Source organism: Bacteroides sp. 1_1_30 (genome assembly GCF_020982715.1).
Classification (GTDB): Bacteria; Bacteroidota; Bacteroidia; order Bacteroidales; family Bacteroidaceae; genus Bacteroides; species Bacteroides xylanisolvens.
The window spans coordinates 25,560-38,728 of sequence record NZ_JAJKHN010000046.1 but is presented as its reverse complement, the minus strand read 5'-3'; the positions used below and the strand labels follow the sequence as shown (position 1 = coordinate 38,728).

The 13,169-nt window shown below is 42.8% G+C and carries 8 protein-coding genes; all 8 read right to left on the bottom strand.

Annotated elements, in window-relative coordinates:
- Positions 1-900, bottom strand: a complete 900-nt coding sequence (locus tag LPH68_RS14710; RefSeq protein WP_049701497.1) for a methyltransferase domain-containing protein — start codon at positions 898-900, stop codon at positions 1-3.
- Between the two features lie 194 nt (positions 901-1,094).
- Positions 1,095-3,914 (bottom strand): TonB-dependent receptor plug domain-containing protein, encoded by a 2,820-nt coding sequence (locus LPH68_RS14705; RefSeq protein WP_192923084.1) that lies wholly within the window; start codon positions 3,912-3,914, stop codon positions 1,095-1,097.
- A gap of 454 nt (positions 3,915-4,368) precedes the next feature.
- Positions 4,369-4,818 carry a hypothetical protein gene (locus LPH68_RS14700; RefSeq protein WP_049701495.1) on the bottom strand — a complete coding sequence of 150 codons (450 nt, stop codon included), beginning with the start codon at positions 4,816-4,818 and terminating at the stop codon, positions 4,369-4,371.
- A 2-nt stretch (positions 4,819-4,820) separates the two neighbouring features.
- On the bottom strand, positions 4,821-10,988 hold the full coding sequence (locus tag LPH68_RS14695; RefSeq protein ID WP_230296966.1) for an FG-GAP-like repeat-containing protein: 6,168 nt from the start codon (positions 10,986-10,988) through the stop codon (positions 4,821-4,823).
- An 8-nt stretch (positions 10,989-10,996) separates the two neighbouring features.
- On the bottom strand, positions 10,997-11,686 hold the full coding sequence (locus LPH68_RS14690) for a hypothetical protein (RefSeq protein WP_151923255.1): 690 nt from the start codon (positions 11,684-11,686) through the stop codon (positions 10,997-10,999).
- A gap of 104 nt (positions 11,687-11,790) precedes the next feature.
- Positions 11,791-11,886, bottom strand: coding sequence for a smalltalk protein (locus tag LPH68_RS14685; RefSeq protein ID WP_005681936.1), 96 nt, complete (start codon positions 11,884-11,886; stop codon positions 11,791-11,793).
- 5 nt (positions 11,887-11,891) lie between these two features.
- A complete protein-coding gene (locus tag LPH68_RS14680) occupies positions 11,892-12,428 on the bottom strand; it encodes an N-acetylmuramoyl-L-alanine amidase (RefSeq protein ID WP_134985718.1) in 537 nt (178 codons plus the stop codon).
- 101 nt (positions 12,429-12,529) lie between these two features.
- On the bottom strand, positions 12,530-13,048 hold the full coding sequence (locus LPH68_RS14675) for an HU family DNA-binding protein (protein ID WP_120079432.1): 519 nt from the start codon (positions 13,046-13,048) through the stop codon (positions 12,530-12,532).
- Between the last annotated feature and the right edge of the window lie 121 nt (positions 13,049-13,169).

Here is a 13,169-nt window from a genome sequence, read left to right as displayed (position 1 = left end):
TTATCTCTTTTTTCGGAATACATAAATCATTGAACTGCTGCGTTCTTTCCTTCCCAAAGCATTGAACCAGGCCAACGTCCCGGCAAACATCCCTTTCAGGAAACTGCATGAACTGCCACGATGTTTCTCGCTCAACATAGATACGTAAAACGCATCGAACGGCATCGGATGACGTGCCGCCATAATAAAGCCATGACGGGAAGCCAGCTGCTGTATAGTGCCCGGAGTGAAATGCCAGAGATGACGGGGAACGTCATAAGCCGCCCAATATTCACCGTAGCGCTTGGCATCATAAGAAGAGCAGTTGGGTACTGCCACAATCAATACTCCTTTTTCTGTCAGCAATTCGCGAAGCGTTTCCCAGGTCTCATTCAAAGATTCGAGATGCTCCATCACATGCCAGAGAGTGATGACATCAAAGCTAGCAGGAGCAAACTCTTTCAGAGCCGATTCGGGCTTTACCTCCAGTTCGAAATGTGTTTTTGCAAACTCACGTGCCTGCGGGCTTTTCTCCACTGCCTCTACCTTCCATCCCCGGCGAACCATTGTATCGGAAAAGTAACCGGTTCCCGTACCTATATCGAGCAAACGCCCCGTTTTACGATGCGCCTCTTTAGCTACCAAGCGCGCTTTGCGGCCCAGCATATAAGAACGTACGTAATGGTAGATATTATTCATCGCGCCCTTGCGCGTATCAGTGTGAGAAATATAGTCGGGAGTCTCATAATACTTGCCTATCTCTGCTTCCACGGGAACTCCTTGTGTGAATGTAAATCCACAGTCCTCACACGAATACAGTTCAAACTGTTCGCCCGAAGCATAAAAATCCGTACAAGTCATGACGCGTTTCAAGTGCATACCGCCACACACCGGACAAGCATTTATACTGAGTTTCTCCATTAACTATCTAAGCAAAATTAAGTGCTGCCTCGAATGACAAGACAACACTATACCCGAATTTGGTGCAAAGAAACAAATAAAAAGTGATGGATTGGGGTTTCGTTAAGGACTTTTAATAGAAGAGTTGTTCCCGATAGGAGGCAGAAGTAGTTTTGACAGCTCCTATCGGGACAAGTTCTCTTTTTTCAAGAAGATCAAAAAGTCAGATTAACGGAAAAGCCCATGTTTCTGTAGCTAGGCTGACGGAAATTGTCTATGCCCTGCCCCCAGGTTCCCGTGCTTGCCGTAGATTCCGGATCAAACGGAGCTTTATTGTACAACATAAGCAAATTACGTCCCACTAATGCCACCCGAACATCTTGTATCCATTTTACCCACCGGTTAACGGGGATATGATAGGCTATCGACATTTCAGCAAGACGAATATTAGTGGCATCATAGGTATACACTGTTCCCGTACATGCCTGTCCTACCTGCCGAAAGTAGTTCTCTGCCGGAATCTTTTCATCACTAACCCAGACACCGCCATTATCACGGGCTATTGCCGTAGCCTGCGAGACACCAAATCGATCCATAGCAGCTTGCGTCATCGACACACCTACACCACCAAAACGGGCATGAATCACAAAATCGAGTTCAAAGCCTTTCCATAAAAAACTGTTAGCCAAGCCCATCGTATATTTAGGATCAGTATTACCTGCATACACATAGTCGTATGCAGGATTGACAGTCTGTGAGGATTTATCAACAATAACATTCCCCTGTGCATCTCTCTGAAAATCTGTAATATATATATCACCTATAGAGCCACCTTCCTTCAATGGAGTATACCAACCGATACCTTTACCCATTTGGATTTCTTTTAAATTAAAATCGGTACCCGTTATAGGATTTTTCTGAGGTTCTAAAAGCTGCTTTACTTCATTCTTATTGATAGAATAAGTGAAACGTCCATCCCACTTTACCTGCCCGATATTCATATTTGTACTCAAGATAAGCTCGAAACCTTTATTATCAACCTTGGCCCCATTATACATGAAATAAATATCCCCCTGAAAGGGAATAGAAAGATATCCTCCAAACGGTAAATCGGAAGTAGATGTCTTGTACATTGTAAACGCCAAACTGATTTTATCATTAAGAAAACCTGCATTGAGTCCTATTTCGTGAGACTTAGTATGCTCGGGATCCAGCATATTATCCTCCAATCTGGGCTTCAAACCCACCCTTTTTTTATTCAAAAAGATATAATCAGTAAAACTATTACCGGTTTCACTATAGGTATAATTGAGTTTTAGAAACGAAAGGAATCGGTTGGGATTATCAGACAACCATCCTGTTGGGACTACAGATACCCCTACCGAAGGATAGATAACATCTGTTGAATAACTTGAATCATCATCCCAGAATTTCAGCCATTCCATTCGTCCGCCCAAATCAAGAAATAACAGGTTTTTATATCCCAATTGCGCAAGCATAAACAATGATGTAGCCCGGTCGTGATAATTGAAGTCTTGATCTCTATAGTAAGAGCCCCCATGTTTATCCAGCCCTGATAAATTAAACTGATTCACTACTCCCAATGCACCGTCAATGTAAGAGTTATCAAACTTCGTATCACAAATAGAAGAACCTAAAGTGGCATTAATCGAAAAGTCCCCTAGCTTTTTATTGACATTGAACAGGAGATCGGAATAAAACTGGGTATTCTTATCTTCAGACTCATAATACGAGCCCAAAGGATTGGCTTGAAGAGAAGACGCATAAAGTTTTTCGGTGGCAGTTTCTTTATCACGATCGTAATGAATACGCCCCGCCACATTGAGCCAGGAGATCAAATCATATTTTGCTCCTATCCCACCTAGTAAACGTCTCTTTTTCTGATTGTACAGATTCCGGTTGATTATCCAATAAGGATTTTGCATACCCATCCCCATGTTTCCTAAAGGCCAATATTGCGCATTAGCCCCAAGTTTCGGATCGTAAACTTCAAAATGATTCTTGTAGTTATAATCGGGATTGACGCTAATACGCTCTTGCAACACATCAGGTACCAAATAGACAGGAACCAATGGATTACCATACATACCTTGCGATAACATATTCTGTTCTGCGGTATGAATATATCTCAAAGTAAAGTCGAGTTTCAGTCTATGATTTAATAAAGAAGATGTATTCCGGAATGAGAAATTGTAACGATCTACATCGTTGTTGGGAATGATGCCAGTGCCATTCATTGTGACAGCCGATACTCGGGTTTGATTATATTCATTTCCTATAGAAAGGCTAAGGGAATTATTGATAGTATGTCCGGTACGGAAAAAGTCTGCTGGATTCCATGACTGAGGATGATTCGTCTTTTCTCCCCACCCCGCCACGTAGGTCTGCTGGAATTCAGGCATGACAAGTGGCGAACTGAAAGTGGTACTATTCCCCAACTCTACTCTTAGTTTTCCGGAATGTGCTTTCTTTGTATTAATCATCACCACACCGCTAGCGGAACGACTACCATACAAAGTAGAAGCTGCTGCGGTACTCAAAACAGAAATGCTCTTTATATCATCAGGAGAGAAAGCTGCTATACCATCACCAGTCTGCCAGTTAGAGGTATTTACATTAAAAGATTGCTCTGGCTCCAATCGTGGCAAAGGTACACCATCCAAAGTAAAAAGCACATTGTTGGATTTTAATATGGAACGGTAACCACGCAACACCATCCTTACTGAACCACCCACACCGGAAGCACTGGGATTAATAGCAGCTCCCGCCACTCTTCCTATCAGGGAGTTTACGAAATTGGCGTCTTTCACCTTCATCAGATCGGCCCCATCAATCTGTTGTGGACTGTATGCCAACTTCACCGTATCCTTTGGAGAAGTTTCATGATCCGCATAAATCATAGAAACAGGTAACAAGGCCAATAAAAGAATCGCACCTCCTTTTTTCATCAAAGAAATGTACAAAGATTGTGAGAAGCCACAACTAAGCAAAGTTTTGAGAGTAAATGCTTTCATAGGCATCAAATATTTAGATTTTGGTTACTACAAACTATTCATGTATCAAAGTTTATAGAAAAACTATATACATAATATAAATACAACTATAAGGAGCTTTCTACTAAAAGAGAAATGAGACTTTTTAAGAAAAATCTTAAATTATATTTTAGATAGTTTCTATTTCCCTTTACTAACAAAATTCAAATTACATACTTTCGAATGCATAATTTCGAAGAATATTATACAGCCCTAAAAAACATTCAATTTAGAGAATATAAAATACCCTGATATAAATTGGCTGTTTTTAGTCGACTTATATTAGGGTAAGATACATATCGGACGACAATCCATCAGCGATGTAACTGTACATTCTCTGTAGCCAAGTGTCGTCCGGGGCTTTTTGAATATAAACCATAAAAGAAAGTAGGAAGAAAACAAACCCAGTTCCCTTCCTACTTGATGAATAAAAGTTCTATTTGCTCTTTCTCAGTTTTCTGACGACCTCGTTTATGGGTACTAATCTTTTACTTTGATAAACAATCGCAGCATCATACCCTGTTTTTGCCACTTGATCTTCGTTAAAAATGACCAATTGATCGGTACATAAGGGCAAGTAACCTTTTTGGTTTACAAAATACTTTATCCTATCAAAATATTCTTTTTTTGTGCTTTTGATCGTCCCTGCATTGCCTTTAAAAAATGCAACTCTCTTTCCGTGAAAATCAAATGTGCTTTTTATCGTTTGATAATTAAAATTCAGATATTTACTTTCACAAATATTCAGGGTAACCATAGTATCTTCCCCCATTTTGACAAGACAGTCTAAAATATCTTTTTGCCTGTCTTGTTCGGATTTATCTTGCCCCATTAATGAAATGTTAAAAATCATAGGCAGGAATAGAATTAAAAGTAAATGTTTCATTTTTATTTATTAAAAAAATAACTATAAGTCCACGGTCTAATACCATTTCCCCACAAATACATTTGTGCATTTAAGAGATATGGATGTATTCCTATATTGAACAATCCCGATAAATTCAATGCAACAGAAGTATGTGTAACACAACTGCTCAATTCCAAGCTATAGATAAATTTGCCAGAATTCTCCATCTTATTAAGCCATTGTCCATATTTCATTATTGTACCCTTATTGACATTAAGAGTTTGTCGCCAAAACACTTCTCCTGCACCTGTATGAGTATCCCAATGGTTTGTTCCTTTCATCCAATGCCAACTGCCATTCCCGTCGACATACCTATTGGGACCGACTGAAATAATACCATTAGGGTCAGCATTAGCAGGATTTCCATTGCCCAAACCAGTTCCTGTCATAGTTCCTTCATTTACTAATGCAGAATGCCCTACAGCATCCGAATTTTCAGTAACCAAATCAACCTTTTGAGGATTAAATCCTATCAACGCATCACTCAAATTTGCCAGTGCTCCAAGCCCATATCCGATATTCTCCAGTACAGAATTCCCTTTTTCGCCGAGATATCCAAAATCTCCATTCGTAAAGTCGTAAGAGACTGCACCAAGACTGATTGATATCGGCGTTTGTCCACCGGTATAAGCCCAAGTACCTACCGAGTTGACAAGCGAAGAACCAGCTATAGCCACAGTGTTCGCCATTGGAATTCCTGAAGTCGCTATCGCTCCACCTACATAACCTGACACACCGCCTACAACAGCACCACCAAGCATATAACCCCAAGTTTTACCGGAGCTCCAATCCCATTTTACAGGATTATATTGTCCTTTATTAGCTATAACACCACCCGAATACATACCAATTGCAGCACCAATAATTACAGGAACAAACCAAAGAAACTCTCCATTCCGATCCACATAGCACAGTGGATTATTCATCGCATACATATACCGATTATACGACTGCGTAAAGTCCAACACCTGCACATATGGGTCAGGACTCAAGAATCTTCCCAGCACTGGATCATACAGACGGGCATTCATGTTAATCAATCCAAAGAACGAAAGATGCTCGTGTCCTGTAAAGCCTCGATCCAGCATCAGCTCAGGCTCCGTACCTGGTGCATAAACGGTTTGGGTAGCGGGATTGCGCAATCTTCCCCAAGCATCAAAGCTATTCTCTTCCACTACGTTTCCTTGTGCATCGGCTATTTGTAAAATGCTGCCTAAGTAATCCCGATGAATAAAGAAAACAGATAAGCGATTACCTTCTTTTATTAATACCGCAGGAGCATCATAATATCCGCCGCCAAGATAAAGCTTTTCTTTGACACTGCCAAGAGATTCGTCTATTTCGTAGTTACCACCCAGATAGTAACGAGTCAACTCATTCTGATTGTTCACAGAATACTGCATACGTATGCGCTCATGATTGGCGTTGTACGTCAACATGACTTTCTTCGTATCCAGCATGATAACAGAAGGACGCTGGGCAGCGGTATAAGTGATGTCAATACCTGACTTTACCGGGTCTCCCCCGTTGTAATCCAAACCAGTCACTGCATAGGGGCGATTAGGATTAGTATAATTCAGGCCCAAGTTATTTTCATTACTCTTCCTGCGAATATTGCCCAAATCGTCATAGATGATACTGTTATGTCCTTCAATTCGTAAGCGGTTCAATTCATCATAACCGAAGTTTTCCGACAACCCTCTCGTCTCATCCGTACGATTCTCTAGACTGTTGGTTTCCGTATTGAAGCTGTAGCTATGGTCGAACATGACTGTTTCGTCTGCCCTCATAATGCTGCGTCTTGTAAGTAATCCACAATCATTAAAGGTATAGCTGCGTTGCATACCACCGGCGGTAAGCTTCGTCAATTGGCCCAACTCGTTCTCTTCATCGTGACGATACACCAAGGTCCCGTCCTGCAAGCGGACTTCGGACAAGAAACCGTTCCGGTAAATCAGATGCTCGGTAGCCAATGTTCCGTTTTGAGAAGTATAAACCACATCGGATGGCAGTCCAGTGGTAGTGTAGCCATACGTTTTCTGTAACCACTTGCCGTCTGGCGCTTTTTCACGCTGCATTTCCAGCCTGCCATATCCGTCGTAAACGTTGTACATACCACTGCCATTGCTCGACACTGCCGAGAGCAGCAGGTTCTCTGTATTGTCATAGGTGTAGACCGTTGTCATGTCAGGGGTAGTCTGCCTGGTTATTCTCCCGTAGCAATCGTACTCTTTCACAATCTCACGACTATCAGCATCCGTTTCCTTACATATGTTTCCGGCAGCGTCGTATGCTGTACGCCTGATTCCGGCACTCGGGTCTTTGATAGCAATGCGCCGACCGTACTTATCGTAGTAGAAACGGGTCTGTATTTCTTTCTGATTCGCCTTTACTACTGCTACTATCGGTTGTCCGTCAGGGCGGTAGTAATAGTCAATAATTCCCCCGTTATCCGCAACCTGCGTCATCAGTCCCGCAGCGTCATACTTGCGAATGCGGCGAATACCATTCTCTAGAACAGTGTCCGTCAAAATTCCATAGGCGCAGGAATCTATTTTCCCCGAGGCGTGGCGGGTAGAGGTAAGACGGTTGAACTTGTCGTATACAAAGTGGGTCCAGTGTGAAGCCACGCTATCCTTAGTCGGTAGTGATTCTTTTTCCAACAAGCCAGTCTTGGGGTTATACACCTTATCTATTTTCATTTCCCGTTCATCAAAGCGAATCTGCGATGTACGCACTTCACGCTTGAGAAAGTCATAATACATTTTCGTCACGGGTTTTCCGGTCTCAGTAGCGGTTACAACATACAGTCCGGGGTCCTTTCCCTGGCTCCATGCAATTGATAGCTGTTTCGCACTCCCGTCAGGATAGCTGGTTTCCATAAGACGTCCCCATGCATCATAGATGTAGCGGGTGATGCGTCCTTTAGCGTCAGAACTGCTTTGCAAAAGTCCGGTTGCAGGGTCATACGTATAGTCAATAGATAGTCCCATGGCATTAGTCTTTTTAAGCAGGCGTCCGTTAGGGTAGTACATAAATGTGTATCCTAATGTATCTGTTGACTCATAAGAGCATTGCTTCTGCTTGATTAGCTGCAAACGGTCGTTATACTCGTAACGTTCTTGGGAAGTGATACTTCCATTGATAAAGTTTGTTCTACAAACAGGCCAATAACGGTCGTCGTAATCTACTCTTACTTCCTGGATAACAGTTGAATCATTACGGAAGTTCTTTGTCACGGAATAAAGCGGAAGTCCCAATAGATACAAATCACTATTTTCCACATTCTCATAACCATGCGATTTCGTTTCCTTAAGGACGCCACAGGAAGTGGATACAGCAACCACCTGCCCATACCCATTATGTTCATACCTAGTCACTTTTTCCGTTTCATTGAGAGCATTCTTCACCGTTTCTTTCTGTAATTTCAGAAGGATCGTTTTATCCTGTGCCCTCTCCAACACATATTTACGTACAACTGTATCAGTGGGAGTTTCCTTTTTTATCTCCGCACCTAACAATTCCGGATCAAATACGGAAGTCATCAGACGTTTATTTATAACGTCTTCCGTCTCAATTTTCCGGAAACCACGGAATCCGAGCCCCGTACAGTGGAAAACGGCATGAGTATAGTTGTAGTATTCCCACGAAAGCTGCTCGCCTCCCTTTGTTTTTTTCAGCCATGACGGAACATACAGATGAGGAGTCATTACCGCATGTGGGTAACTAATATACCCAAATGATGGACTCAAAGTACCCTTATAGCGACTTTCGGGAACTTTCATTATATCCATATAATAGTGGTTCGAAGTCACTCCATAACTATCGGTTAGGTCATGTAACATACGCTGTTCTGACTCGTTATGAGAATAATCATATACATGGAGATTCTCATTGTCCACGCAGATAAGCCCGCCCGACCAGTAGTAAGATTGCGCTACATTAGCCATAGCAAACTGCGCCGAAAGATTATCCATTTGCAAAACAGAACGGATATTATAGTTCTGACTTATTTTTCCATTCTCGTTCAAGTGAAGATAGATTTTCCCACGCACGTTACGCAGCAAATCCGGCAAGCCGTCACTATCCACATCCACCAACATGAAGTTCTGCCCAACCGTCTCGTGAAAACAGTAGAACAATTCCTCTGTATGCACTTTAAATCCAGGATTAGCGGAACTGTAGGAAGAGTTGCCGGTTGATAACAGAAACTTCCACTGCTTGCCGTTCTCCACATTCCAGTCAAAGACCACCAAGTCACGCTGGGGTACACTCGGATCAACCATACACTCCTGGCCGGAGTAGGGATGTACATAATGTTTATATCCACTCGCACTAACGCTTTTCAGATTACTCTCACTATCACATGCACCATGGCAAATTCCATCTCCGAAGTGTTTAAACCCATCCTTACAATGCACACGACGTGGCCCCAGAATAATATCCATATTCCCGTCACCGTTCATATCAGCCACCATCAGTTCCCTGTCCTTTATAGTACCGCTTTCAAAATTGAAGTGCATGATATTAATAGCACTAGAGTATGCCAGTTGCCTGAACCCATCACCGGTAAACTCGTAAACATAAAGACCGTTTATGTTGATCAGACAGATATCCGTTTTTCCATCACCATTATAATCCATAGGAATCAGTCGATCGGCATGCAATGCCCGACTATCTGCTTGGTACAGTGCAAAGTCAAAACAGGTTCCATTATAAATCGCTTTACGGCTATTCAAGTCTACCAGCAAGGCACGTGACGGATATTTCTTTCTATTCGAATCATAGCAAGTGGATATAGCCAGCAGCTCTGCCTTTCCATCCCCATTAAAGTCACCGGTAAGTACCTGCCGTTCATGAACATATCCATCCCATTCCGAGTATACATAATCCGAATGACGATTAGGATCGACATTATTTGTATATACAGACACCATCAACCGATCTTCATCATAATTCACTTTTACCGGTTCCTCCAATCCATCCCCATTCACATCTACCGCTTCCAATTGCTTAAAGCCTTTTCCTGCTGTAAATATGACGGGAGAAACGGGAGAAGTCGACAAATCTTTATATACCAGTAAATGCTGGTCTTCTTTATACTCACCTAACACCGGATACGAAATTAAACCGTCACTTTTCGACGCCCGGCTAAACTTTCCACGTGACAAGGCAAGTGACCTGTGAGAATTGGCTCCCTGAACAGAATTCGGAAAATACTTCTGTAAATAAATAGTACGCCCACTAAGAAACTCAATGCTCCTTCCATCTCCGTACTTGAAACGCAGAGGAGTTAATTTGCCGCTTTCTGTCTCGCAATCCAATTGTACCGGCAGATCCACGCCTCTATTTTGATAAGAAAGCAGATAACGCCGCCACAGTGTACTTTTATAAAAAGATTCCACTTTTTCCAGTAAACGACTATATTTAAATGCTTTTCCATCAACATAGCGTGTGATGTCATCAGTCACATTGCGATAGGTAAATACTATGGAATCATTATATACGCTTCCAGCTTCTCCATACAGAATCTTACGAATATAAGGTAAATTATCAACCTGAGTATAGTCATATTTAATAGTTCTACCTTTACGGTTCGTATATGAAGTCATCACGTAGCTGAAAGGAGCTTGCGCAAAGGCTTCAAACAAAGCGATGTTTCCATCTGGATAACGAGCTTGCAATGAACCGTTCGCCAATTTTTTCACTTTCACGAATCCCTGTTCGCTTTGCCAACTATTCGTACCAGTTTTTAACAAGCGGATACCATCCAACATCAACTTATCTTCGTTCAAAGAGAGAGGAGATGATTTTCCATCATAATAGATTGTTCCAGCCACGTGGGTGATACCGGAGAGCCCACTGATATTCCACCCATACCCCAATGCGCTTTCACGTTGTTGGCTATTGTAACAGAACGACAAACGGGGGTGAAAGTCTTCCGGATCAGGATGAATATCGATTGCCACCTGATAGGTAACAGCTCCCGTGGGAGTAAGGGCGTATTGAATAGGTATTTCACCTACTTCGTACCCCGTATTAGCGTAGTCATTACCACCTTCTAATGTTGTTGCGCCCTGCGCTTTTGCAGAAAGGGCCGTCAGTGAGGCGATTATTAAAATAATGAATCTTTGTATCATATTTTTCATATATATTGCTATTTCTTATTAGTTTTAATTCGATTACCCGACTGATCGTATTGGTAGCATACCGGGCTATTATCCGGTTCCTCCGGCAGAATTTCCGGTTCATCAGGAATGCCAGGTGATAAATCGGCTATAATAGTTATTCCCAGTTCTCCATTGGGAACAGAACCATTCATGTATTTATATCCTGCAGTAATAATAAAATAGGTGCCGGCAGGTAAATTTTTCAAATGGATATAAGCAAGTCCATGAGAAGCACCTTCAGGGATACCAAGCTTCTCCGGATCAAAATCCGGGGACATAAAGTCTCCCTCTTCAAAAATTTCGACCTCTTCTATGTTTACATCACTGTCTGGCTGAAGTTCAGAAAGGAGTCGATATACAAACAAGGAACTAAATCCCATGCGTGAGTTCCAGTTATGGACAATTACATTTCCCGAAGCCGGAATCTCCATCCGATAAAAAACGGCATTCCCTTGAGTCTTCTGATAATGGCTGCTCCCTTTAGGCATGTAAATGAAGCTATTATACCAAGGTGGCACTTTCCGTGTATCGCGTACATCCGTAAATATCATTTTTCCAATGTCGAATGTCACTGGTATTGCGTCATAATAATAGGTACCATCTTTTTCTACGGTTTGCGCCTGCAGTCCCAATCCCCAAAATACTGCTAATAATATGAATATAATTCGTTTAGTCATTGTGTTTATTGTTATAATTCACTATTGGATAATTCTACAAAGCCCCGCCATGCCAAACTGGCGCGCACAATTTTGCATAGTGGGGATTATTCAGCATTTCTCTTTTACAAATTCATCGCATTAGCGCCTAAAACGCCTGCCAAAGCCGAAGCCACTGCGATAACCACCTTCAGGATCATATCCCATACTGATTTCTTCATTGCCATCATTTACCTCCTTTCTGTTCTTTAATGTGTTGTGTTACTCTGTGTTTCTCCGTACTTCCAGTCTCATCAGTTCTATCGGCAAATTCTCCGAACTCCTTGAATTCCTTTGCCACATCGAAGCACGGGCACTGTTTAATCCACTCTTCCGGTTCTATCTCACCGTTTCCGTTCAAGTCCGGCGAAAGATCCCGGTGTCCGCAGACCCGGCAGCCGGAAAATTTCTCCTGTAGTTGCCCGACGAGTTGCCGGAGCGTAGCCCGCTGTGCCGGGGTCCGGGTATCTGCCGGGCGTCCCCGGCAGTCCAGACCACCTTCATAGCAGATACCTATCGAGTGAGCGTTGAAACCTTTGGCGTGTGCTCCGATGCGTTCCACGGGCCGGGTAAGGTGCACTGTTCCATCCTTGCGGATGTAGTAGTGATAGCCTGTTCCGTTAAATCCGCGACGCCGGTGCAACCGGTCCAAATCTTCCGGAGAAAGTATACAATCCTCCCTCGTAGCGCTGCAATGCACCACAATCAAGTTGATAATCCTCATGTTAGTGGATGATTTCTAGTTTAGTTAAAAGCCAAATGTTTAGTTAAGCCTACGACGTTTGTCGTTTACATTTTGTGTACTCTTCACTGCTGTGACGCCATTTATGCAGCCGGATCGGGCGCTTCTCCGCCTCCTTCATTACCGCCTCCACCGGGCTTGTCGCTTCCACCGGAGTTGCCGCCTTCCGCACTACCCGCATCGGAAACAAGTTTATCATAACGGGCACACTTCGCACCGGTCACCATCGAACGGGTAGCGGTAGTGCGGTCAAGGTTCCTGGTAGTCGCCGGTTGGAAACGGACGGTAAGCGTAGCCTGTGCAGCCGACACTTCGTCAGAGGTTTCCACACCTTTGCCACGAGCCACCATCACCATACGGAAGGTACCAAGACCGTCCACGCTTACGCTTTCCGAAGATTGCAAGTGTTGACCCATCACCGTCACCAGGTTGTCGAGTGTGTTTTTTACGTCACCCGGAGAGAGGGAAGAGTAGGCTGCTATCTCTTTCGAAAGTTGTGCGGAATCTACGTTTCCCGAACGTACAACTCGGGGGTAGAAGAGTTTTTTACCGCTTTTTTTGTCTTCCAGAGTTGACTGGAAGGGTTTGTACAATACTGGCATAATTGTAATAGTTTTTAGTCGTTAATAATTCTAGTTTGTCTGTGTCTTTAAGCTTATCGACAATGCAAATATAAGACCTTATTTCTGTCTGTGCAAGAGATTTTAAAAGTGTGCGTTAATA